Annotated in this window: 8 protein-coding genes; 2 read left to right on the forward strand and 6 right to left on the reverse strand. The window is 72.5% G+C overall.

Features of this window, described 5'->3' with window-relative positions:
- Positions 1 to 728 precede the first annotated feature (728 nt).
- The 4 genes from gltA to MLV88_RS04770 form a co-directional block, all read right to left on the reverse strand.
- Complete coding sequence (gene gltA / locus MLV88_RS04755) at positions 729 to 3,749, reverse strand: NADPH-dependent glutamate synthase (RefSeq protein ID WP_242336847.1); 3,021 nt, start codon at positions 3,747 to 3,749, stop codon at positions 729 to 731.
- Positions 3,750 to 3,923: 174 nt separating this feature from the next.
- Positions 3,924 to 9,209, reverse strand: coding sequence for an Ig-like domain-containing protein (locus tag MLV88_RS04760; protein WP_242360263.1), 5,286 nt, complete (start codon positions 9,207 to 9,209; stop codon positions 3,924 to 3,926).
- Positions 9,210 to 9,226: 17 nt separating this feature from the next.
- Positions 9,227 to 10,171 (reverse strand): peptidylprolyl isomerase, encoded by a 945-nt coding sequence (locus tag MLV88_RS23960; protein ID WP_308197116.1) that lies wholly within the window; start codon positions 10,169 to 10,171, stop codon positions 9,227 to 9,229.
- 686 nt (positions 10,172 to 10,857) lie between these two features.
- A complete protein-coding gene (locus MLV88_RS04770; RefSeq protein ID WP_242360262.1) occupies positions 10,858 to 11,400 on the reverse strand; it encodes a hypothetical protein in 543 nt (180 codons plus the stop codon).
- Positions 11,401 to 11,948: 548 nt separating this feature from the next.
- Between MLV88_RS04770 and MLV88_RS04775 the strand changes: the two genes are divergently transcribed.
- Together MLV88_RS04775 and MLV88_RS04780 are read left to right on the forward strand one after the other, a co-directional pair.
- Positions 11,949 to 12,293 carry a YciI family protein gene (locus MLV88_RS04775; RefSeq protein ID WP_243336956.1) on the forward strand — a complete coding sequence of 115 codons (345 nt, stop codon included), beginning with the start codon at positions 11,949 to 11,951 and terminating at the stop codon, positions 12,291 to 12,293.
- Between the two features lie 4 nt (positions 12,294 to 12,297).
- A complete protein-coding gene (locus MLV88_RS04780; protein WP_242336838.1) occupies positions 12,298 to 13,161 on the forward strand; it encodes a sigma-70 family RNA polymerase sigma factor in 864 nt (287 codons plus the stop codon).
- A gap of 463 nt (positions 13,162 to 13,624) precedes the next feature.
- Here MLV88_RS04780 and MLV88_RS04785 read toward each other — a convergent pair whose 3' ends face one another.
- Both MLV88_RS04785 and MLV88_RS04790 read right to left on the reverse strand, forming a co-directional pair.
- Positions 13,625 to 14,095, reverse strand: coding sequence for a hypothetical protein (locus tag MLV88_RS04785; protein ID WP_242336834.1), 471 nt, complete (start codon positions 14,093 to 14,095; stop codon positions 13,625 to 13,627).
- Positions 14,096 to 14,104: 9 nt separating this feature from the next.
- Positions 14,105 to 25,042: a SpvB/TcaC N-terminal domain-containing protein gene (locus MLV88_RS04790; RefSeq protein WP_242360260.1), complete on the reverse strand. Its 10,938-nt coding sequence runs from the start codon at positions 25,040 to 25,042 to the stop codon at positions 14,105 to 14,107.
- Between the last annotated feature and the right edge of the window lie 2 nt (positions 25,043 to 25,044).

Raw genomic sequence — 25,044 nt, forward strand, 5'->3', positions numbered from 1 at the left:
GACGCTCGCCCGCTGCGGCTCCCTGCCGCGTCCCCGCCCCCAGGAGCACCATGCCTCGCCCGGGATCTCGCGGTCTTGCGTGAGATCAGCTGCGCTGGACCGGTCCTCGCGGAGCAGGAGCCCGGAGAGTCCGGAGGCTCGGACCTGCCGAGGATCTCGGTGCGCGCGCCGTCCACTTTCCGCGGACTCCGCGCAGGTTATGCGCGAGTGCGCCGCAGGTGCGCGGATTCTCGCCGCGCCCTCCCCTCGCGTCGCCACGCCCAGCGAACCGGGCTGGCCGCCCCGCCTCGCGAGGAGCCAGGCGGCTCCTCACGGCGGTCGCGACGGCACCGGCGCTGTACCGTCCCCCTGCCCTCCCGCGCGGCGGGAGCAAAGGGAGGGGAGCCCCGGCGGCGAAGGAGGACAGGGGGCCAGCACGGGCCGCGCCCCTCGAGGCGACGGCCGCTCGCCCTGGACGCAGGATCCCGCTCGCACGGCGGACGCGCCTGGCGCGCACGTCGGCCGCGACATCGTCCGCCGCCGCGGGAGTCCTCCACGTGAGGGTTCCCATCTAGCTTGGGGATCCCCGCGGCGTTCGGCCACGCGCGCGCGGCGCGCCCGTCGCCCGTCAGCGGGCCTCACGAACGGCGCGGGCCGCGCCTCTCGCGAGGGCGGCCCGCCGCACGGTGTCGAGGTGCGAGGCGCGTGCGCGAGAGCGAGCTCCCGCGCACCGCCCGTCCGTCACGAGGCTAGAGGAGCCCCGGCTTGCCCAGCTTCCAGCGCTCGAACTCGGTGGTGAGCAGGTCGACGTGCTCCCGCTCCTCCGCCGCGAGCTCCTTGTAGAGCTGGCGCTCCGCCGAGGCCGGCACGGTCTTCTCGGCGCGCTCGGTGAAGAACTTCACCGCGCGCTCCTCGAAGGCGATCGCGATCCGGAACAGGTTCGCCGGATCCTCCGGGCGGTTCGCGATGCCCGCGTAGATCGCGGCGCGCTCGACCTTGAAGTCGGCCGACGGCGCGGGCATGTCCGCGTGGTAGCGGCGCGAGAGCGTCGCCATGTGCTCCTGCTCCATGGCGGCGAACTTCCCGAACAGTGCCTTCAGCCCGGCGTCCGGCGTCTCCTTGGCAGCCCGGCTGTAGAACGCCATGCCGCCGAGCTCGATCTCGAACGCGACGCGGATGGCGTCCTGGGCCGCGGCGTCCTCGACCTTGCCGCGCTCCAGGGCGGCGAGCTTGCCGCCGCACGCGGGGCACATGCCGTACGGGAAGGCGAAGCCCTCGCTCACCTTGCCGCAGTCGTCGCAGCGCCACTGCAGCGTCGAGCCGGCGCAGCAGACGTACGCCTCGTCGCCCTCGACCGGCCGGTGGCACTTCGGGCAGGTCGGACCGGGGGTCTCGAGCGCGCCCGCCGCGGCGGAGGCGCCGGCGAAGCGCGCGGTCTCCGGGAGCGGCGCCATCGGCTTGAACGCGGCGACGTCCTCCTTGGTGAGCGGCCACTTCTTGCCGCTGGAGAGGTACGTCGCGATGGACTTCGCGGCGCGGCGGCCGGCGCCCATGGCGAGGATCACCGTCGCGCCGCCGGTGACGATGTCACCGCCCGCGAACACGCCGGGGAGGTTCGTCGACTGCGTCGAGTCGAGCTGGCCGTCGTCCGCGGCGATGTTGCCCCACTTGTTGAGCGCGATGCCCGGGGTGGACTGCGTGACGATCGGGTTCGCCTTGGTCCCGAGGGCGACGATGACGGTGTCGCAGTCGAGGTCCTTGAACTTCCCGGTCGGCACCGGCTTGCGGCGCCCCTTCTCGTCCGGCTCGCCGAGGACCATCTCCTCGACCTTCATGCCCGTCACGTTGCCGTCGGCGTCCGCGTAGATCTCGACCGGCGCGTGGAGGAAGAAGAACTCGATGCCCTCCTCCTTCGCGTGGCGGAGCTCCTCGATGCGGGCCGGCGCCTCCGCCTCGGTGCGGCGGTAGACGCAGCGGACGGTCGGCGCGCCGAGGCGCTTCGCGACGCGCAGGCAGTCCATGGCGGTGTTGCCGGCGCCGACCACGGCGACGCTCTTGCCGAGCGTGACGGGCGTGTCCTTGAACGGGAAGACGTTGCCGCCCATCAGGTTCACGCGGGTGAGGAACTCGTTCGCCGAGTAGACCTGGCTCGCCGACTCGCCGGGGATGTTCATGAACGCCGGCGCGCCCGCGCCGACGCCGAGGAACACCGCGTCGTAGCCCTTCTCGCTGATGAGCTGCGGGACGGTGAAGGTCTTGCCGATGACCTTGTTGGTCTCGATCTTCACGCCCTGGTCGACGAGCTGCTTCACCTCGCGAGCGATGATGTCGCGCGGGAGGCGGAACGGCGGGATGCCGTACTGCAGCACGCCGCCCACGACGTGCAGCGCCTCGTAGATGGTCACGTCCGCGCCGTACTTCACGAGGTCGGCGGCGGCGGAGAGGCCGGCGGGGCCGGAACCGCAGATGGCGACCTTGCCGAGCTTCTTCGCGAAGCGCGGGGGCGCGACGGGCTTCGGCGTCGCGTTGTCACCGACGAAGCGCTCGAGCCGGCCGATGCCGACCGACTCGACCTTCTTGCCGATCACGCACTGCGCCTCGCACTGCGACTCCTGCGGGCAGACGCGGCCGCAGACCGACGGGAAGGCGTTCGCCTGCTTGATGACCTCGAGCGCGCCGTCGAAGTCGCGGATCGCGACGTGCTTGATGAAGCCCGGGATGTCGATCTGGACGGGGCACCCCGAGACGCACGTCGGCTTCGCGCACTGGATGCAGCGCTCGGCCTCCTGGAGGGCGTCCTCGAGGCCGTAGCCGAGGTTCACCTCCTTGAAGTTGCGCGACCGGTCGAGCGCGTCGCGCTCGGGCATGTGCGTCTGCTTCGGGAGGAGGTCCTTGATCTTGCGGTAGTTCTTCTTGTTCTCCTCGAAGAGCTGCTTCTCGAGGTTGCAGACGTGCGCGTAGTCCTCGCTGGCGCGCTGCTCCTGGCTCTTGAACCGCTTCTGGCGGGAGAGGAGCTCCTTGAAGTCCACCTTGTGGCCGTCGAAGTCCGGCCCCTCGACGCAGGCGAAGGCGACCTTGCCGCCCACCGTCACGCGGCAGGAGCCGCACATGCCGGTGCCGTCCACCATGATGGCGTTCAGGGACACCATCGTCTTCACGCCGAACGGCCGCGTGGTCTCGACGCAGGCGTTCATCATCGGGAGCGGCCCGATGGCGACGACGAGGTCCGGCTTGTCCTTCTCGAGGATCTCCTTCAGCGCCGCGGTGACGAAGCCGGGCTTGCCGTAGGAGCCGTCGTCGGTGCAGACGACGAGGTCGTCGCAGTACTTCTTGAACTTGTCCTCCCAGAACACGAGGTCCTTGTTCCGGAAGCCGATGACGCCGGTGGTGCGGTTCCCCGCCTCCTTGAAGGAGCGGAGCTGCGGGTAGACCGGCGCGACACCGAGGCCGCCGCCGACGAGCACGACGTGCCCGTACTTCTGGATGTGCTGCGGCAGGCCGAGCGGGCCGACGAAGTCGACGAAGCTGTCGCCCTGCGCGAAGTCGGTCATCATCTCCCGGGTCGTCTTGCCGAGCGTCTGGACGACCATCGTGATGGTCCCCGCCTTGCGGTCGTAGTCGGCGACCGTGAGCGGGATGCGCTCGCCACCCTCGCGGAGGCGGAGCATGACGAAGTGGCCGGGCTGGGCGGAGGCGGCGACGTCGGGGGCCTCGACCTCCCAGAGGAAGGTCGTGTCGGAAAACGCTTCGCGGCGAACGATCTTGTACATCGGGATTTCGGTGCCTCCCTGGGGGTGACGAAAAGGCGCGCGGCAGCGCGGTCGTAGCAGCGACCGGCTCGGGGCGTCAAGGGGAGGTCCGCGAATTTCCTTGGATATTTCCTGACGGAACGGGTCCACATTTGACCGCCCGCGCCGCGCCGGCGCGCGGGCGGCCCGCGGTCGTCAGGGGGCGAGCTCGAAGGCGAGGTCGTCGTGGTCCACGAAGGGCCCGACCGAGCAGACCTCCTGCGGCGCCGAGGCGTCGCGGTAGATGGCGCGCACCGCCTGGACGGTGCCCGGCTCGAGCACGAAGGTCGCCCCGAGCGACTGCGGCCCTGCGCTCGCCGGCACGAGGGCCGCCACGCGCGTCCAGGCCGGCCGCAGCGCGAGCGCGTCGGCGGTGTACCAGAGATCCACCGCGTCGGACGCCCAGGTGTCGGCGCCGAACACGTCCACCTCGACCTGGACCTCCTTCCCTGCGGCGAGCGGCGTCGCGTCGGGGACCCACAGGCGGATGGCGTCGACGGAGGGGTCCTGGTGGTACGCGCCGGCCGCGCCGTCGTCGCAGCTCCGGGCGAGCGTGCTCGGAGGATCGTCCTCCGGGCCGAGCCTCCCCCGACCGTCGAGGAGCGCCCCGCTGTCGCAGTAGAACCGCCGGTCGGCGCAGCGCGGCGCGCCGAGGGCCCGGTCGCGGGCGGCGTTGGGCGAGAACGGCACGGCGAAGACCACGTCGTCGTGATCGTCGTACAGGCCGGAGACGACGCGGCGCGTCCGCACGCCCCCCACCTCCGTCCACACCACCGTCGTTCCGCAGGCGCCGGGCTCGCCGCCGTAGCGGAAGCGCGCGCGGAGCGCCTGCAGGCCGGCGGGGGGCACGACGAGCGTCGTCGAGAGCACCTGCTCGCCGGCGCGCGCCGGCAGGAGCGTCGCGAGGAGCCGCCAGGCGGGCGCGCCGGCGCGAGTCGCGTGGTAGAGCTCGAGCGCGTCGCCGTCGAACGGGTGCGCGGCGAACACCGTCACGTCCACGCGCGCCCGGACCCCCGGCGCGAGCGCGCGCCCGTCCTCGGTCCGGAGCTCGATCCGCTCGATGGACTCGTCCACCCGGTAGGCGCCCGCGTCGCCGTCGGGGCAGGACGAGGCGATGGTGCTCGGCGCGTAGGGCTCGGGGCCGAGCGTGTCCCGCCCCGCGACGAGCGCGCCCGTGTCGCAGAAGCTCGTGGGCACGAGGCAGGCGGGGGCGGAGCGCGCCGGATCGAGCGCCGCGTTGGGCGCGCTGCTCACCGTCACGAAGACCGGGTTGCTCGTCGAGACGTTGCCGGAGGTGTCGTGGGCGACGGCGGTGAGCGCGTGGAGCCCGTCCGCGTGCAGGCTCGAGTCCCAGGCGAGCTCGTACGGCGCCAATGTGTCGCTCGCCACGACGGCGCCGTCCACCGCGAGCTCCACGTAGGCGACGCCGCGGTCGTCCGAGGCGGCGACGCGGACCGGCAGCTCGCCGTGCGCGACGGCGCCCGCGGGCGGCGTCGCGATGGAGGCGAGCGGCGGCGTCGCGTCCACCCCGGGCTCCGAGACCGCGAAGACGAGGTCGTCGCGGTCGTCGTAGACCGCGACCGTGGCGTCCGAGCAAGCGCTCGCGGACGACTGGGCGTAGCGAAGGACGGCGCGGACCGCCTGGAGCGGGCCGGTCGGCAGCGTGTAGGTCGCGGAGAGCGTCTGCAGCCCCGCCGCGGGCGGCGCGAGCGTGGCGATGGGCGTCCAGGCGGGATCGTTCACGTTCGCGGCGTAATAGAGGTCCACCCGGTCGAGCTCCGGCGAGACCACGAAGGCGCGCACGTCCACCTGCACCGGCTTGCCCGGCGCGAGGACGGCGCCGTCGAGCGTACGGACCGTGATTGCGTCCACCGACTCGTCCACGTGGTACTTCCCGGCGGCGCCGTCCGGGCAGCCGTCGAGGGTGTTCGGCGCGCCGCGCTCCGGCCGACCCTCGATCGTGGCGCGGCTCTCGACGAGCGTGCCCGAGAAGCAGGAGGAGGCCGGGAGCGCGCAGGCCGGCGCGCCGCGCGTGGCGTCGGGGTCCGCCGTGGTGCGGTTCCGGACCGTGACGCGCACCGTGCCGGTGACTGCCTCGTTGCCGGCCGCGTCGTAGGCGATGGCCGTGACGTCGAGGTCGGCGTTGTCGAACGCAGCGGTGTCCCACGAGAGCTGGTACGGCGCCTCGGCGACGCTCCCGAGCACCGCCGCGCCGAGGTAGAAGTCCACGCGCGCGACCCGCTGCGCGTCCGCCGCGCGCACCTCGAGCACGTACGTGCCGCTCACCGTGGCGGGCGCCGCGGGGGCGACGAGCTCCGCCGTCGGGGGCGTGCGGTCCACCCAGAAAGCGATCTCCCTGGACGCCGTGTTGCCGGCGCCGTCGAGCGCCGTCACGGAGAGCTTGTGCTCCCTCTCCTCGAGCGACGCGGTGTCGACGGTCGTGACGTAGGGGGGCGTCGCGTCGGTCGCGACGAGGGCGCCGTCCACGGACACCTCGGTGCGGGCGACGATCCCGTCGTCCGTCACCGTCGCGACGAGGTCGAACGGCGCGCGGAAGCTCGCGCCGTCCGCGGGCGCGGAGATCGCCACCGACGGCGCGGTCGCGTCGTTCACCTCCACCGAGACGGGCGCGCTCCGCGTCACGTTCCCCGCCGCGTCCTCGGCGACCACGACGAGCGCGTGCACTCCGTTCGCGAAGGTGCCGCTGTTCCAGACGAGCCTCATCGTCGAGGTGGGGTAGCTCTGGCCGTCCTCGGCCACCTTCACGCCGTCCACCTGGAGCTCGACCCGGCGGACGCGCCGATCGTCCGAGACGCTCGCCACGACCTCGAGCTGGCCGCTCACGACGACGCCGTCCTGCGGGGAAGTCACCGCGACCGAGGGCGGCTGGCGGTCCACGTACACCGGCACCGGCGCGCTCTCCGTCACGTGGCCGGCCGCGTCCCGCGCTCGCGCGACGAGCACCACGTCGCGCGAGAACGCGGCGGTGCTCCAGGTGGCGCGCCACGGCGCCGCGGTCGCGGAGCCGACGGCCGCCCCGTTCGCGAGGAAGGCGACCTCGGCGACGCCGCGGTCGTCGGTCGCGGCGGCCTCGAGCGTCACGACATCGCGCACCGACGCGTCCGCGGCCGGCGCGACGAGCTCGACCTGCGGCGGCTCTACGTCGCCGACCCGGAACGAGAGCGGCGCGCTGTCCTGCACGTTCCCGGCGCCGTCCACTGCGCGGGCGACGAGGGAGTGGACGCCGTCCGCCGCCCCGGACGCATCCCACGCGACCTCGTAGCGCGTCGTGCTGGAGAGCGGCGCGTCCGCGGAGCCCACGCGGGCTCCGTCCACCAGGAACTCGACGCTACCGACGACGCCGCGGTCGTCGGTGGCGGTCGCCGCGAGCGTCACGCGACCCCCCACGGTCGTGCCCGTGGTCGGCTCGACCACGGCCACCTCGGGCGGCGTGCGGTCCGCCTCGCCGTCGGCTACCTCGAACGCGAGGTCGTCGCGGTCGTCGTAGAGGCCGTCCGTGCAGGGCTGGGCCTCGTGCCCGCCGAAGCGCAGCGCGGCGCGGATGGCCTGGTGCGCGCCCGGCTCGAGCGTCGTGACGTACACGAGCTCCTGTGCGCCCGCCTTCGCGAGCGGGAGCGTCGCCAGGTGACGCCATGTCGGAGCGGCGGCGTCCGGCGCCGCGAACAGGTCGAGCGCATCCGCCGCGAAGTCCGCGTACGCGAAGACGCCGACGTGGATCTCCGCCGCCTTCCCCACCGCGAGCGCGCCGCCGTCCGGGGTGGAGATGCGGATCGCGTCGATGGACTCGTCGAGGTGGAAGGCGCCGCCCGCGCCGTCCACGCACATAGAGTGAATGGTGTTGGGCGCGTTCCGCTCCGGGCCGACCTGGCCGCGGCCGAGCACGACGGGCCCCGTGTCGCAGACCGGGCCCGGCGCGGCGCAGCGGGGCGCGCCGAGGGTCGCGTCGAAGATGGCGAAGCCGGGGTTCTCGACCACGACCTCCACCGGCGCGCTCGCCGCCACGTTTCCGGCCGCGTCGTAGGCGACGCTCGAGACGGTGTGCGGACCGTTCGCGACGCGGGCCGTGTCCCAGGGCGCCGTGTAGGGCGCCGCGTCCGCCGCCCCGACCCAGGCGCCGTCCACGAGGAGCTCCACCTTCGTCACTGCGACGTCGTCCGACGCGGTCGCCTCGAGCCTCACCATCCCGCCGAGCGTCGCGCCGGGAGCCGGGACGACGATGGCGGTGGTGGGGGCGGTCCGATCCGGCGGTCCCGGCGTCCGCACGCGCTCGGCGTCCAGCACGCGGTCGGGGGTCCCGGCGGCGAGATCTTCCACCCCGCCACTGCGCGAGGTGCCCACGAGCGCCGCGGCCACCTGGGCCGGGGTCGCGTCGGGACGGCGCTCGAGGATCAGCGCCGCGGCTCCCGCCACCCGCGCCGCGGCGCCCGAGGTGCCGCTCATCGCGTACGTCGACGCGGCGTCCAGGTTCCACGCCGAGGAGAGCTGCTCGCCCTCGGCGAGCAGGTCCACGCAAGGGCCGCCGTTCGAGAGCGCGAGCGAGGTCCAGGGCGTCGCCGCCCCGCCCGGCGCCGCGCCGACCGCGCCCACAGTGATCGCTCCACCGGCGCGCGCCGGGGATTCCTCGCACGCGTCGGCCCCCGCGTTGCCGGCGGCGGCGACGACGGGCAGGCCGACCTCGACGAGCCGGGCGACGGCGGCGTCGAGCGCGGGCGACGGCCCCGTGGCCGAAGCGACGAGCGCCACGGCGGGGCCGGCGCGGTTCCTCGCGACGAAGTCGAGGCCGGCGACGAGGGTCGAGACCTCGCCCGCCCCGTCGCACCCGAGGATCCTCACCGAACGAACGCGCGCCCCCGGCGCGACGCCGTACGGCGTCCCCGCGGCGAGGCCTGCCACCCAGGTGCCGTGTCCGCTGCAGTCCGCGCCGTCGCTGCCGGCTGGCCATTCGGCCGTCGCGCGACCGCCGAAGGCCACATGGTCGAGGCGCACGCCGGTGTCGAGGACGAACAGGTCCACGCCGGCGCCGGTCACGGGCGGCGTGGCCGTCGTGGCCAGCACGCTCGGCACCGGCCCGGGCGTCGCGACCGCGGCGGCCCGCACGCGGCCGTCCTCCTCGACGAAGCGCACCCGGGTCTCCAAAGCGAGGGCCTGCGCGTCGGAGGCGGACGCGCGGATGGCGAAGCCGTGGAGCGCCGCGCCGTAGACGTGGAGGACGCTCGCGTGATGCCGGCGCGCGAGGTCCGCGGCCGCGGCGGCGAGGTCCGCGGGGGCGACCGCGTCGTCGAGCACCACGAGGTACTGGCCGGAGACCGCGCTGCGCGCGCGGACGAGCTTGTCGGTGCGCCCGGCGGGCGCGTCCTGCCTCGCGCCGCGGCTGCACGCGGCCGCGAGGAGGACGAGGGCCAGGGTGATGGCGCGTCGCATGTTCTTCTCCGGGAGCTTCACGGAACCGAGAGCCGCTCGATGGCCTGGGTGTCGAGCGAGACGGCGGCGTCCTTCCAGATCCGCTCGAGGAACGCCGCGCGCGCGGCGGCGCGGCGCTCCGAGACGAGGCGGGCGCGGATCGCGTCGCGCACCTCCTCGAGCGCCGGGGCGTACCCGGCCTCGCGCCCGAGCAGCTTCACGACGTGGACCCCGCCCGCGGTCTCGACGACCCGCGGCAGGACCCCGGTGGGCGCCTCGTCGCCGAACGCGGCGGTCGCGACCTCGGCGCCGAGCCGCTGCGCGAGCTCCTCGCGCGTGAGGGGCGGCAGCTCCCCCGCAGTCCGCCTCGCTTCGGCGTCCTCGGACTCGGTCCGCACGAGGTCGCCGAAGAGGAACGGATCCTTGGAGCCCCGGAGGCGCCCGAGCGCGGCGTCCGCGCGGGCACGCTTCTCGCGGCGCCGGGCGGCGTCGCCGGCGGGCGCGAGCCAGGAGACGGCCGCGAGGCGCACGCGTTCGGGCCGGGCGAGCGACGCGCGGTGCTCGTCGTAGAACGCCCGCAGCTCGGCGTCGGTCGGCTCGGCGTCGCGCTGGGGCGCGTCGACCTCCTTCTCCAGGAGCGCGCGCGCGAGCTCCTCCTCGTAGCGGCGCAGGAACTCGGGATCGCGCTGCAGCCCGCGGCGCTCCGCCTCGCGCGCGAGGAGCTCGCGCCGGACGAGATCCTGGACGAGCGCCTTGCGCGCCTCCGGGGAGCGGAGCTGGGCGCGGAACGCCTCGGGGTGGCGCGCGAGGAGCGCCTCGACGTCGGCGCGCCCCACGGCGCCGCCGCGAAACGTGGCGACGGAGGGGCCCGCCGGCCGGGCCGCGTCGAGCAGCCCGGGGACGACGGAGCGGCGCCCGGCGACGTGACCGGCGGCGAACGCGGCGAGCGCGAGCGGGAGGGACAGGAGAAGAGCCTTCTTCACGAGAGCGCTCCGGGAGGCGGACGGCGGCGGTCGGGGCGGCGCGCCCGCGCGCGTAGCGCGGTCGTCACCGAGGGTGAGCGCACTGTAACGGAACGGATGCGTGAACGGTGAGTGCGCCTTCCCACCCGGCGTGACATGAGGTGAGCGGGTGGACGCGAGCTGCGCACACGCCCCGGCGCCGCCTCGACCCGGGTCCACTGCGAGTCCGGGTAGACGACCCGGACGGTTCGGCGGCGCGCGGCCTCGCGCCATGGGCTCGCGCGCCGCTGGCGAGCTCGACGACCACCGGCGGCTCGTCCATGAGCGTCGGCTCGGGTGGGGCACGCTCCCGGCGAGTTTCGCGATGAGTTCCTTTGTCCACAAATGATCCACAACGCCGCCGTACTGCGTAGCGCCGTGAAAATGCTGTGCGAGAGGTCCCGGGGGCACACGTGACCCGGGGGCGGGTCGACAATCCACGCGTCCGCAGGTCCGGCCGAACCCTTGTGCGTCACCTGCCGTCGAGGTGGGAGTATCGAGTCCGAGGTGTGTCGACGCCAGACCCTGGGCTGCGTCGCAGCCCGACCGAGCGAACGGCACCGCCGCCGCCCAGCGGACCACCCGCGCCCAGGATCTTCGGCCTGGAGCTGCCCGTCAACGGGCCTCCTGCAGGACCGAGTCACCGACGCGCGTCGCGCTGAGACCCGTCACGGTGCGCAGAAGGTCAGCCAGTCGTTGCACACGAGGGACGCGCTGTCGCACAACCCGCTCGCGCACTCGCGATGCGCGGTGCACGGCGTACCCGCCGCCTTCAGCGCGACGCACCGGGCAGTCGCGTAGTCGCAGTAGCCCTTCAGGCACTCGTCCGAGTCGGCACAGCTGCCTCCCGGCAGCTTGTCGGCCTCGCACCGGGCGGTCGTGCCGTCGCAGTACGTCCCGCGGGCACACCACGGCCAGCTCCACCGCGGATCGCAGGCCTCCCCGAGCCCTGCGTAGGGCACGCACCAGAGCGAGCTGTTCGTGGCCACCAGACAGGTGGTCCCCCTGGCGCACGCACTCAGCGTGTCGGTGCAGTCTCCGCCCGCGGCGAGCTTCTCTCTGCAGACCCCGGCATCGCAATAGAGCCCCACGTCGCACTCGGGCGAGGCCCCGTCGCATGGCGCGCCGGCCGCGCCCGGCGACTGCCGGACGCAGCTGTTCTTGAGCTCGTCGCACCAGAGGCCGGGGCCACATTGCTGCATGACCGACATGCAAGGTTCCCCCTCGGCGAGGTCCCTCGCGCACCACCCCGAACAGCTGGAGGTGAGATGACACGTGCCGCCCAGGCACTCCTCGTCGATGCGGCAGGAGCCGTTCGGCGCGACCGTCCCCGTGACGGCGGCGCGACAGGCGGGCTCGGCGAGTTCGGCGTGGTCCAGCCCGTCACACGGCGCAGCCTCGAGCGCGCGGAGGCATGCCTCACCCGCCTGCGGCGAATAGGCGACCCGCCCTGCCGCGACGAAGGGGTCGACTCACGAGCACAGCGCCGAAAACTCCGCCGCCGTCGCCTGCGCGTACGCGGCGGTCGCGAGGTCACAGGTCATTTCCTTTGCGAGCCGCAGCGCCAGTCCCGAGCGGCAGTACGCAGGCGTACATGGAGCGGATGTACGCACGGACCAAGGCACCGCAGCGCATCGCACGGGCGTTCGCGAGCCCTCCGCGGCCGAGGAGGCGGCGCGACGGTGCTCGTGGCGTCGACGCCGTCACATTCCTGCCTCGCCGTTCGTCATGTCGCCAAAGGAGACTGGAAATGAAATTTGTGCTGCTGATCTACCAGGGGACGACGCCGCTGCCCGGGTCGGAGCGCTGGAAGGCGCTGCCGGAGGCGGAGCAGAAGGAGATCTACGCGGACTACGCGGCGCTCAACGACACACCTGGGCTGACGCCGGGGCTGCCGCTGGGCCTGCCTGGCGCGGCCAGGACGGTGCAGGTGCGCGACGGCAAACCGCAAATCAAGAGCGGGACTCATCTCGGCGAAGGGATCGCCGGCTTCTTCGTGCTCGAGGCCGAGAGCGTGGAGGCGGCCGCCGCGCTCGCCACCCGGATCCCGGCCGCGCGGCTGGGCGGTGCGGTGGAAATCCGTCCGACCGAGAAGTATTGGTGAGCCGATGAGCGACTGGCTGGCGGAGCGATTCGAGGAGAGCCGCGCTCGTTTGCGGGCAGTGGCGCAGCGAATGCTCGGCTCGGCCAGCGAGGCCGACGACGCCGTGCAGGAGGCGTGGCTCAAGCTCAGCCGAGCCGACACGCGCGGCGTCGAGAACCTGAACGGTTGGCTGACCACGGTCGTCGCGCGCGTCTGTCTGGACATGCTGCGCGCGCGGCGACCGCGGCCCGAGGGTGCGCCGGAGCCGCCGGAGGCGGGCAGCGATCCGGAGCTCGAGTTTGGACTGGCGGACGCCATCGGTCCTGCGTTGCTCGTCGTCTTCGATACGCTCGCGCCTGACGAGCGCGTCGCTTTCGTGCTGCACGACATGTTCGATCTGTCGTTCGAGGAGATCGCGCCAATTGTCGATCGCACGCCTGCGGCCGCGCGTCAGCTCGCGAGCCGCGCGCGCCGGCGCGTCCGCGGCGCCGAGGCCCCCTCGGCAGCTCCCAACCGCGCTCTCGTCAGCGCATTCCTCGCCGCATCGCGCGACGGCGACTTCGAAGGGCTGCTCGCCGTGCTCTCGCCCGACGCCGTGCTGCGCGCCGACGAGCTGGCGGTGCGCACCGCAGCGGCGAGGGAGAAGCACGGCGCGCCTCGCCTCGCTCCCGAGGTTCGTGGTTCGGCTGAGATCGCCCAGGCGTTCAAGGGCCGTTCCCGCGGCGCTTCGCCCGCGCTCATCGACGGCGAGCCGGGCGCCGTCTGGGCGGTTGACGACAAGGTGCGCGCGGCGTTCGTCTTCACAATCGCGCATGGCAAGATCACGGCGATCGACCTGGTCATGGATCCCGCGCGCCTCGCCGGGCTCGACTTCGAGATCGGCGACTGATCCTGCCGACATGCAAGGTGCTGCGCCGTGTTCGACCAACCCTGCGTGAATCCGGTGGACGCTGCAGGATTCGCGGCCCCTGCCGTGTGATCCGGCGCAAGGCAGTAGGCGAGTCCGCCGGGTCCCGGCACTCGCGCAGGTGTTGCCGTTCGCGTCGTAGGCGAACGAGGTGTCTCTGCTCCGCGGAGCCTACTGCGGGCCTTTCACGCCCTACCCGTACTCGAGCGCGTGGGTCGCGTGCGGCGGGTACTCGCCCCCCCGTCGGCCGTGCAAGACGTAATGGTCCTGCACGTTCGACGTCATGTCGTGGATGTCCGAGTACTTGAACACCGACGTGAACCGTCCAGCGTCGACGGCCGCGGCTTCGCCTCTCCGCGCGCGTACGAGAGCCGGTACAGATCGTCGTACCGGTACGTGAACTCAACGTCCACGCCTGCGAGGGCATCACCGTCGGCACGCGGCGTCAGGGGACTCCGGACGCGGCCCACGGTGCCAATGCCGCGAGCTCGTCCACCAGCAGTACGTTCGGCGCACGCGCCTTGATCTCGATTGCGAAGCGCCGCAAGAAGCGCTCTACCCCTTCGATGTATCCGCGGATCGATACTTCGACCGCTGAGTACGGCGGCACGCGCATCTTCACGTGCTCGCCTATGCGCTCCAACTGAAGGTCGAGCCCGCCGTCTGTCTCGGATACGAACGCCTTTCGCTCAGACGCCGGAAACCCGCTCTCTGCGGCGTTCAAGAACTGCAGCGCCAGATCCGCGACTGACACGTAGAACGGTGCCGGCCACGGAGATCGCCCGGCAAGCTGGAGCTCGACAGTTCCCTTGAGGTAATTGAATGCCGCCTCGCCCTCCAGGCCGGGACCTCCTGACGCGACGGTGAGCCACTCGTCGTCCGGGATCACATACTCCACCTCGAGCTCTTCGTGCATGGAACACCTTTACAGGAACGGGAAGGCCGTTACGACCTGGCCGTTCGGTTCTAGGACAACCCGCAGCTTGTTTGTCGCCTGTCCACTCTTGTCGATACCGATCATTGCATCGAAGGCATGCTCTACGACGAGCCTGCCGCCGGATTCGTACATCGTCTTACTATCAGACCTCACCGCGGTCTCGACGAGCTGGAGGAAGTCCGTTCCTTCGTAGAACACGCTCTTCACTGCGCTCCTGCCTGCGTTCGGGAAGTGCCCGACCAAGACCTTGATCACCTCATCGTCTCGGATGTGCGCTCGCGCCAGAATTTCCGCTGCATGCTCGACTAGTGTTCCTTTAGCGAACTTCAGGACCCCGGCGATAGGAACTATCCCGACGCCTGCGAGGAAACGGTCCCATAATGAGGCTTTGCCTCCGGTTGCCTGCTCGCCGGAGAGCACCACGTTCGCTGCGATTGCAGGGTGCAGCTGGACGAGCGCCTCCGCGAACGGCTTCATCTTCGCGAAAGTCTCTCTTGTCTTGGTGTCAGCGACTCGGTGCTGACTGAAGTAGTAGTCCAGCTCCTCCTGCGTAACTTCCTGACGGCCCGAGGGGTCAACGAACCGGAGTGGGCTCCATCTTGCGTATTGATATGGGTCGAGAGCACTGGGAACGAGGTCGGTCAATCGATCGGCTGGGTCCGGCGTCTTCCAGCGCGCCAGCGACGGGTCCCAGTACCTCGCCCCGAAGTAGTAGAGCCCCGTCTCCTCGTCGAGCTCCTTCCCCGTGAACAGGAACCGCTGCCCCTTCACCGGCGAGGCGCCCACGTCGCTGCGCGGATCCCTCCACACCGCGCCGTACGGGAAGTACTCCACGTGCTCGTGCACCCGGCCGTTCTGATCCGTCACCCAGCTCGTCGAGCCGAGGTGATCCGGGTGGTAGTAGTACGTCTCCGGCCGCACCTTCGCGTCGGCATAGTAGTCGTTCAGCACCGGCTCGCCGCCGGGCAAGACCCCGCACTTCTGCGGCTGGTAGTTCGACGGGTTGCAGCCGTTGTCGACGTCGCCCACCGTCGAGACCACCGTGCCGGTCGAGTCCACCGGCCCGCGCGGCACGTCGTCCCAGCCCGGTGGCGGCAGCAGCTTCGAGGCGATGCGCGCCGTCCCTGCGAACACGTGCTTCGTCGCCGCGCGCCGGCCCTTCAGCGCCCAGAACTGCCCGATGGTGATCGACTCTCCCCCTCGCCCCAGCTTCGCCACCCGCTGCCCGTCCGCGTCGTAGAAGAACTTCGTCGCGTTCCTCCCGCCGCCGTCGATCACCGTGTCGAGCCGGTTCTCCTCCGTCCACTCGTAGCGCCGCAAATGCGCCGGGCGCTGCGTGCACGTCGAGTCCGCCGGGTCCCGGCACTCGCGCAGCGTGTTCCCGTTCGCGTCGTAGACGAACGAGGCGTCCCCGATCCGCGTCGCCTGGTGCGGGCCCTTCCCGCCGTACCCGTACTCGAGCGCGTGGTTCGTGTGCGGCGGGTACTCGCCCCCGCCCGTCGGCCCGTGCAAGACGTGATGCTCCTGCACGTTCGACGTCATGTTGTGGATGTCCGAGTACTTGAACACCGACGTGAACGTGTCCAGCGTCGACGGCCGCGACTTCGCCTCTCCGTGCGTGTACGTGAGCCGGTGCAGGTCGTCGTACCGGTACGTGAACTCCACGTCCCCCGCGTGCGAGGGCACCGCCTCGCCCAGCGCGTTCTTCACGCCCAGCACGTTGCCGACGAGGTCGTACGAGTAGAACAGGTTCTGCAAGAGCCGCTCGCCCGGCTTGCGCGTGTACAGAGTCGCGAGCCGCCGCGTGTCCGGCTCGTACCCGTACTTCGTGACGACGCCGTTCCCGACCCGCTGGTACACCCGCTGGCCGAAGTGGTCGTACAGCAGCGCCTGCAGATATGTCTCGTACTCCGCCGGCGCGTGCGCCGTCGCAGGCCGGTCCCCCCGCGCGCTCTTCAAGAGCCCGCCGCGGTCGTACCCGTACGTCAACACCTCGCCGTCCGGGTACACCATCGACAGCATCCGCCCGAACACGTCGAGCTGGAATGTCGTCGTGTACGTCCGGCGCCGGTCCCCGGGCCGCAGCGGATCCACCGTCCGCGTCGAGCGCGCCAGGTTCCCGAGCCCGTCGTAGCCCCGCGTCTCCTCCCCGAGCTCGTCCTCCACCTTCGTGATCCGCGCCGCGCCGTTCTCGGGCGCGCCCGGCGGGCCGTAGGTGTACGTCACGTTCCGGCGCGAGGTCGGGTACCGGATCTCCTTCAGCCGCTCGAAGTCGTAGACGTAGCGGATCTCCTTCCCCTCCGCGCGGAGGTTCGCGTCCTCGCGGCGGATGAGGTTGCCCGCCGCGTCGTACCCGTACACCGTGCGGCCTGCGTCGGGGTTGTCGAGCTCGGTGCGCCGGCCGAGGAGGTCGTACTTCACGTGCGTCACGTTGCCGGCGGCGTCCGTCACGTGCTCGAGCTGGCCGAGCGGGTCGTACGCGTAGCGCGTCGTCGGCGTTCGCCCCTCCACGTGCTCCTCGACCGCGACCGTCTTCTCGGTCGCGTCGCGGTACACGGCGCGCGTCTTGCCGAGCGCGTCCGTGGCCGTCGTCTGGTGGCGGAGGATGGGATCGCCGGCCGCCCTCCCGAACGCGAAGGCGATGCGCGTGATGGCGCCGTTCGGCTCGACGGTCTGGATCGTGCGGCCGAGCGCGTCGTAGGCGAAGCGCGTCGGACGCTCGAGCGGCCGCGGCGCGTAGCCCGGGGTCATGCTGGGGTCGAAGAACGGCTGCCCCTGCTCGGCCACGCGCCCCATCGCGTCGAACACCTGGCCGCCCGTCACGGACCACCCGACGCGCGTCGCCTCGTCGCTGCCCGCCCAGACCTCGGCCGTCTTCTTCGTCTGGATGACGCGCCCGAGGCCGTCGGCGACGACCACCGTGTCGAGCGTGCCGCCCTGGGGTAGCGCGTTCCGCGTGAACGCCCACGCCGCCGGCTTCGCCGTGTGGTCGTAGCTGATGTCGATCGTCGGGGCGTCGAGCGTGAAGCCCGGCGCGGCAACCTTCGTGAGCCGCCCGAAGCCGTCGAACGCGCGCGCGGTCACCTGGCCGTTCACGTCCCGGGTCCAGGTGCTCTCGTCGGGGGCGACGGGGTCCTCGTAGCGCGCCTCCGAGACGTAGCCGTGCACGTCGCTCGTGTGGGCCACGTGGACGCCGTTGCGCCCCTCGTACTGGTACTCCACCCAGTACGCGTCGCCCACGTGGTTCTCGGGCGAGGTGACCCTCTCGACGTTCCCGGCCCACGGCGAGCCCTCTCGGAACCAGGAGAGCGCCGCCACCGCCTCGGCCGTGCCCTCGATCCGGGAGTGCAGCTCGGTGAGGTTGCAGGACGCGTCGTAGACTCCGCGGCGGTAGCGCAGCACGCCCCCCGCCCGGTTCTTCACGGTGATCTCGGTAGGCGCGCCGGTGCAGTGGATGGCCGCCGCCTGCGTAGGCCCGTAGAGCACCGTGGCGAAGACATCGTCGGCGGGATCGGCCACGTCGCCCTCGTCGTGGAACGAGGACACGTTCCCCGCACCGTCGTAACCGAAGACCTGCCGCGAGATCACTCCGGCCGTGGCCTCCCCCTCGAAGAGCCGCTTCTCCGTGGCGGTGAGCTTCATGAAGGTCGCCGCGCAGTACTCGTCCTGCGGGTACCTCAGGTTCATCGGCGTGCGGTCGAGGCACTCGCCCACCGGCGTGCCGACGAGCTCCGGCTCGTACTGGTTCAGGCTCTCGACGAGCGTCGCGCCCTGCGCGTCGAGCACGACCTCGCGCTCGAGGAGCCCCTTCGAGCGGAAGTCGTCCACGAGGAAGCGCTGCACGAGCCTCGACGCGTCGGGGTTCGTCCGGGTCACCGTCGCGAACCCGAGGAACTCGCGCTCGTTCCGGTCGTGGCGGCCGCCGTCGTACGCGTAGGCGGTCACGAGGTCGTGCCCGGTGCCCTTTGCGACGCCGTCGTGCACCGTCACCTTGGCGAGCACGTACCGGTTCTCGGGCATCTCCACCGTGTTCCCGGACCGCTCGTACTCGAGCTCGAACGTCCCGTGCAGCGGGCGGGTCACGCGCTTCAGGAGGTTTCCGCCGGCGAGCTGGTTCACGCGGGCGAGGACGGGCGCCTGGCCATCGCGCTTCAGCACGTGGTCGGCGAAGCCGTCGCCGTCGATGTCCTGCATCCCCAGCTCGAAGCCCGTGGAGCGGCCGAGCGTGGCGTTCCCGCCGGCGGAGATCTGCATCCACGGCGTGGGGGATGGCGGGGCGAGCGGGAAGGAGATCGTGAAGACGAAGCCCGTCGTCGGCAGCTCGGTGTGCGTACCCGTCGCCTCGACGGGGTCGATTCCGCCCCAGGACGACTTCCAGAAGCCCGCGAGCAGCGACTCGACTCCCCCGAGGCTCGAGAAGCCGGTCTGGAAGGTGGGCTTCGCCTCGGATGGCCAGGACGGCGCCGTCCAGTGCTCGGGCCGCGCGAACCCGTAGCCCTCGTTCACGCTCACGAGGAAGTCGGCGGACCCGTTGCCCTTCGCGACGTAGTCCGGCAGCCCATCGCCGGTCACGTCCACGAGCGTCACGTTCGTCGCGGACAGGCTCGACTCGGAGGACACGGAAGCGCCGTACGACTCGGTCGAGTCGATCTTGCCGCCCAGGCTGCCCATGAGGGTAACGGTCGAGACCTGCCGGAGCGCCGACGGGTTCCGCGAGTGCGCGAGCATGCCGCCCGCGACTGCGATGGTCTTGTCCGTGTCCTCGTCGCCGTCGGGGTTCTCCGCGCCGCTCGGATCGAGGCTGCCCGCGAGGCCGGGGAGCACGTCCTGGTCCCATGCCTGGGTGGAGATGCAGTCCTCGCCACGCGCGAAGGAGGTCCCGAGGTTGAGGCGCACGGAGAACCCGGGACAGCCGTCGGTCCTCCTCACCGCGTCGGGGAGGCCGTCACCGTTCACGTCGACGAGGTCCTCGACCGTCGTCGAGACGTTCACGCCCACGCCGAGCCCGCCGGTGAAGCTGCGATCCGGCAGGCGCCCCGCCACCGCCTGGACCCGGTTCTTCGAAGAGAGGAGCTTCACCGCCTCCGCGAGGCCGAGCCCGGCCTGGCCAGAGACGTCCACGTTCAGCCGGGGCTGGATCGGGATGGTCACCTGGCCGCCCGGCGTGTAGGAGCACGCGTTCGTGAGGCGGGCGGGGATCTTCTTCTCGACTCCGAGGAACGTGGCGAGCTTGCCCGAGTCGAGGTCGGACACGTCCGGCGTGCTGCTCGAGAGGATGACGTCGGGGATCCGATCGCCGTTCAGGTCGACGAGATCCTCCTGCTGGTGCGACATGCCTGCGCCGATCGACAGGCTGAACGGGCCGGCGGTCACGCCGCCGGTCACCGAGGTCGACACGCTCGTGCGGCCGACGTCGCCGATCCCGAAGCTCGAGTCCACGACGGCCGCCCCGGCCGCCGGCGTCACCGCCCCGCCTCGGCGGGCGGCGTGCAGTCCGCCCGCGATCGCGTAGGCGTTCGCGTCCGCCGAGATCCACGCAGGCACGCCTGGCAAGAGCCCCGCGTCGAGCCCGCGCCGGGTCCCATCCGCGCTCGGGACGAGGAGCGCCATGAGGCGACCCCGCTGCCGCTCCGCGCTCGCTGGGTTCTTCAGCCGGCTTCGCAGCATCAACTTGTAGTATTGCTTCCGCTGCTCATCCGTGAGCCCACCGGGCGGCTCCGGGGGCTCCGGGTACTCCTCCTTTGGCGCGCTCCGGAACACCCACGGCTGGAACGTCTCGTCCCCGCGGCCCTGCCACACGCCGTACCGCCAGCCGTGGAACCCGCCACCGAGCAGCGGCCTGTTTCCGTCGGACAGCTCGGCCTCCTCGCCGCAGGAGGTCATCACCGCGCCCGGCAGCTCTCCCGGCTCGAGCTCCACGGGCTCACTCGCGCCGTCCGGGCGGAACTTCAGCTCCTCGACGCGGTAGTGGCCGCCGTAAACGAGCTCGCCGTGCGCCTCGATGAACACCGGGACGCCCTTCTTGACGCTGAACGACACGCTCTTCCGGAGCGTGTTCACCACGTCGCCCCTGTCGTCGCGGGCCGGCAGGGTCCAGCTCCCGTACGAAGCCTGGGGGCTGCGGACCGAGAACGTCACCGGGCTCCTGAGGAGCTTCGCGAGGTGCTCGAGCGCCTTGGCGGGGTCCCAGGAGGTTCGATAGTCGACCTTCCCCGACACCGTCACGGTCACGGTCCCGTTCGCCCAAGGCACGAACGGCCTCGCGAGGCGCGCGTCGGGAAGGTAGCGCTCGGTGTCCGTCACCTGGACGGGCACGTGCACGGGGACGTTCGGCGTGGCGCGGAACGTGAGCGCGGGCCGTTCCTCTTCGGTCGGCGATCGACAGGTGCCGCCCTCGCGGACGCACGTGAGCTCCCCGTCGATCCTCCAGACGACGGCGCCCGGATCGATGGGCAGACGGCTCCGGATCCAGAACACGAGCGTGCCGCCCGACTCCACATCGCGCTCGAGGGTCGTGTCGCGCGTGGACTCGTCCGCCGACGCGAGCGGGAGGTAGATCGGCGTTCCCTCCGGATCGCCGGCGCGGCAGGGCGGGAGCGCGGACAGATCCGCACCGGGCGCGAGGTACTGCGCGCACGCGACGACGTCGTCGCCGGCCGGCCACTTGTCGAGGCGACCGTGGATGCGGATGCGGCCGTCCCTCGGGACCGTCACGGCGCTGAAGTGGCCGCCAGCGAGCCGGAAATCGGCGGCGGAGTCGTACTGGTACACGGGCGTGCCGGTCGCGTCGACGCGCTCGCGCTCGTACTCGTCCACGAACGCGGCGGCGTTGCCGAGCCCCGACTGGAAGTAGCTGACGACCGGCGCGAACCCGACCTGCTCCGGCGCGTAACGGCTGCCGTCGGCGCGCGTGCCGAGCGGGAAGTCCGAGAGCGTGGAGAGGACGAAGTAGAGGAGCTCCCCGCGGCGGACGTACGCACGGCGCGCGAGCGGCGTCGCCGCCTCCCCGTCGGCGGGGTACTTCACGAGCTCCGCGAGCTGGAACATGAGCGGCGGCGCGCCGGGCGGAGGCGCCGCGCCGGTCGGCGGAGCCTGGAACACCCGGAGCCGCACGCCGTCGTGCCGGCCGGCGACGAGCACCTCGTTCGCGAAGCGCAGCGCCCCCGTCACGTCGACCGCGCCGTCGAACGGCGCCGTCCACTCGAGGACCACGTCCTCGGGCGCGACTGCCGCCTTGCGCGCGTCGCTCGCTGCGGCGGGCGCACCGGCCGCGGGGTCCGTCGCCGAGAGGGGGATCGCGAGGTGCGGGTTCTGCAGCACCGGCGCAGGGACTGCCTGATCGAAGCAGGCGCCGCCGCGGCAGCCGGGCTGGCCGAACCAGACCTGCCCGCGCGACAGGAGGTCTGGCACGCCGTCGCCGTTCGCGTCGAGCACGAGCTCCTTCGACTCGGTCGTCGAGTACGTCCCCCCGAACGTCGCCGCGAACGCGTCGAACCCCATGACCTGGACCGCGCCGCTGAAGGCCTGGCTCGTCTCCTTCCCGAGCCGGGCCCCCGGGACGACGAAGGCCGTCCCCTTCACCGGCACGGTCGGATCGTCCCGCCCCACCGTGAGCTCCGGGACCGCCGGCCGGTTGAGCCAGGCGCCGCCCCTTCGGAACAAGCGGTCCGGCAGCCCGTCGCCGTTCGCATCCAGGAAGGTCGCGTCGGTCCTCGACTCGCGACGGTTCACGTCGAGGGCGAACCCGACGGTTCCGGTGGGCTTCGTCGCGCCGATGCTGACGCCCACGAACCCGTGCCCGCCGAAGCCGGTGTCCCGCGACGCCGTCATCGCGGCGGGGTCCTCGCCGTCGGGCTCCCGCCAGGCGACATGGGGCGCGAACGCCGAGACCTTCCCTCCCCGGTCGTGGGCGACCTTGCTCGTGTACTCGAAGCGGTGCTCGTAGAAGTCCCGGCCCCCGCCGTCGCGCACCTTCACCTTCGAGAGCCGCTGCTTCCCGAAGTCGCCGTCCTCGTACTCGAGCGCGTAGTCGCGGACGACCTTGCCCTCGGAGAGAACGCGCACGCCGCCGAGGAGCTTGCGAGTCACGACCTTGAAGCCGAGCCGGCCCGAGGTGACGACGTCCGGCCGATCGTCCTCGGCGTGCGCGAGCACCACGCGGTACGGCGCCCCCTCGCTCGACGTCGCGTCTCCGCGGCGCCCACGCTCGGTGTAGACGATCTCCGCCAGGTACACCTGGCGGAAGTCCTCGCGGTGCAGCTCCGAGCGGCCGTCGCCCTGATCGTGCTGGTAGGCGAAGCGCGTGGTGTTCCCGTTCGCGTCGACGACCCGCTCGAGGAACCACTGGCCGACGTCGTACGTGGCCGTCCGGCTCGGGGCGGAGGTGACGCGCGGGATGTAGCTCGTGAGGCGCGCGTTCGGGTCCTTGCCGTAGACGAGCAGCGTCCCGCCCTTGTCCGTCACCTCGAACCAGTGGGTGGTGGTGTTCGTGCCGCAGCGTACGACGTGGCGGAACTCGCGCTCGACGCGCGCCCGGTACCTGCGCCCGGCGCTCCCGTCGAGGCAGGTGGCCGGCTCCGAGGCGGGCACGAGCTGCGCGCCGTCGAGCACGTAGCGCTCCTCGCCGTCGTACACGGGCACTCCGTAGCGGGTGTCGATCGAGACGCTCGACGTGGGCAGGTCCCAGCCGACGCCGACCCAGCCGCCGCCGCCGCTCGAGTCGTAGACGAGCCCGAGCGACGGCTGGTAGGCGCCGCGCGCCCTCGGCAGCCGGAACGGGAACGACACGCTCGCGGTGCCCTGGCTGTTCCCGCTCGGCGGCTCGACGAGATCGATGCCGGAGGTGGGGTCCGCGGCCTTGAGGTCCTTGATGGACGTGGGATCGAACGACACCGGCCCCGGGTGCTCGGGCATGACCAGCACCGCGTTCACCATGAAGGTGAAGTGGGTGGTCTCGCTGACGATGCGCCGGACGTCCCGGCGGACCTCGGCCCGCGGCAGCGTGAGCCAGCGCCGCTCCGCGTCGTCGTAGTAGTAGGTCTGGATCTCCGCCGGCGTCATGCCCTCGGGCAGGAGCTCGGGGTCGTACGGAAGGTGAATGCGGACCGGCTTCGCGAAGCGCTGGCCCTTCGGCAGGAAGCGGTAAGCGGAGTGCGCCGGGGCGCTGACGTTCACCATGCCGGCGTCGAGCGGCGGCATGACCTCCGGACCCTTGCGCGTGATCCCGATCCGCGTCGCCGCTCCGACCGCCCCCTCGGGCGCCTCGAGCAGCACCTCCGACCCGAGCGCCACGCTCCCGCCCTTCGGGCCGAGCAGCCCCCAAGCCGTGGCGTTCTCCGCGCCGAAGCGCGCGTCCTCTCCCGTGGTCGCGCCCCCGGCGTCGGGCTCCAGCTCCGCCGCCCGGTCGTCATCGAGGTACACGATCTTCACGGCCTCGGCGCCGTCCGGGAAGCGCGCGCGGAGCTCCACGGCCCAGCTCCCGGTCGCGCCCGTCGCTCGCTCCAGCGGGACCGCGAACGCGCCATGGGTGCCGACCGGGACGCCGTCCACCTCGATCGTTCCCCGCCCCGCCGGCGACTCCGCCCAGCCCGCGACGTACGCGCGGTTCCCGAACCGCTCGCCCACGAGCGCGCCGCCCCGCAGCTCGAGCCCGGGCGAGCTCACGATGAGGTGCCGCCCGCCCACGCGCGGGCCCACGCCGCTGCCGCCGAGCGACAGCTCCGCGACGCTCGCCGCGGGCACGCCGGGGCGCGCGGCGGGCTGGAACGTGAGCGCCACGGCCGCCGCCACCCGCCCGGCGAGCGGCAGCGGCGTCGTGCCGCGCTCGAGCTCCACGCCGCCCTGCTCGCTCCAGGCCCGCCCGTCGAACGTGCCGAGCGCGTGGAGGCGCACCGGCTCGGACTGGATCCGGATCGAGCCCTCCTCCACCGCGAGGGCCCGGTCCAGCCCGAGCTCGGTCCGCTCGCCCGCGAAGCCGGCGGAGGTGTCGGGGTCGCCGTCGAGCGCGGCCCGGTGCGCCCGCTCGGCGTCCCGGTCGAACCCGTTCGCGCCCGAGTCGAGGAGGAGCAGGAGCCGCAGCCCGTGGATCGTGACCTCGGCGGTCGCCTCCTGCGGAAGGCACAGGAGGACCGTGTCCTTGCCGGTGAGGGTCTCCGGATCGAGCTCGTCGACCTGCGTGGCCACCCGGCGCGTCGCCGGGAGGGCGAACCCGCCCGCGGGCGCGCCGCCGTTCACGCTGCGCGAGAGCTCGAAGGGACGGCGGAGGTTCGCGTCGTAGACGAGGTAGGCGCGCCGCGCGCTCCGCACGAGGACGCCTGCGTCGAGCACCGCGCGGACGCAGCCCGTGTCGCCGCCGCCGGGTCGCAGCATCGCCGCCACGGGCTCGGCCAGGATCGCCGCCGCGTCGTCGGCGCCTCGCGGCGAAGCTCCGTCGCCCATCGGCCCCGAGGGCGCCGCGCCACGCGGCTCGACCGTATGCGCGAGCGCGAGCGGGTCCTGCCGCTCGCTCCGCCTGCCGGCGCCCCAGAGCTCGATCTCCGAGAGGCGCGCGCCCGGACCGGTGGGCTCGAGCTCGAGCGTCACCGTCTGGACGGGCGCGGAGAGCTCGGCGGCCTGCCACCCACCCTCCGCGGCGGGCTCGAGGGCGCCGAGGTGCGCCGCGCGGATCGCGAGCGCCTGGGCGCCGTGAACCTTCAGCGCCCGGAGCTCGGTCGGGCGCGCGAGGCGCAGCGTGAGCCGGGTGCGGCGCTCGATGGAGACGCCGGTGGTGGTGTCCCGGTCGACGAGCGCGCCAGCATCCACGCCGGCGTCGGTGAACGCCTCGATGGGCGAGAGCCGCACCGAGCCGCCGCGCGGCGCCTCCTTGCAGGCGAGGGCGGCGAGCGAGGCGGAGAGGACGAGCGGGAGGGTGCGCGGGCGACGAAGCATGA

Origin of the sequence: Anaeromyxobacter soli (genome assembly GCF_022808855.1) — a bacterium.
In the GTDB taxonomy this organism is placed as follows: domain Bacteria; phylum Myxococcota; class Myxococcia; order Myxococcales; family Anaeromyxobacteraceae; genus Anaeromyxobacter; species Anaeromyxobacter soli.

What these genes read in the sequence shown, in the direction of transcription:
- gltA (WP_242336847.1), bottom strand. Translation starts at nt 3,749, where the DNA reads ATGTACAAGATCGTTCGCCGCGAAGCGTTTTCCGACACGACCTTCCTC.
- MLV88_RS04760 (WP_242360263.1), bottom strand. Translation starts at nt 9,209, where the DNA reads ATGCGACGCGCCATCACCCTGGCCCTCGTCCTCCTCGCGGCCGCGTGC.
- MLV88_RS04770 (WP_242360262.1), bottom strand. Translation starts at nt 11,400, where the DNA reads ATGTCGGTCATGCAGCAATGTGGCCCCGGCCTCTGGTGCGACGAGCTC.
- MLV88_RS04780 (WP_242336838.1), top strand. Translation starts at nt 12,298, where the DNA reads ATGAGCGACTGGCTGGCGGAGCGATTCGAGGAGAGCCGCGCTCGTTTG.
- MLV88_RS04785 (WP_242336834.1), bottom strand. Translation starts at nt 14,095, where the DNA reads ATGCACGAAGAGCTCGAGGTGGAGTATGTGATCCCGGACGACGAGTGG.
- MLV88_RS04790 (WP_242360260.1), bottom strand. Translation starts at nt 25,042, where the DNA reads ATGCTTCGTCGCCCGCGCACCCTCCCGCTCGTCCTCTCCGCCTCGCTC.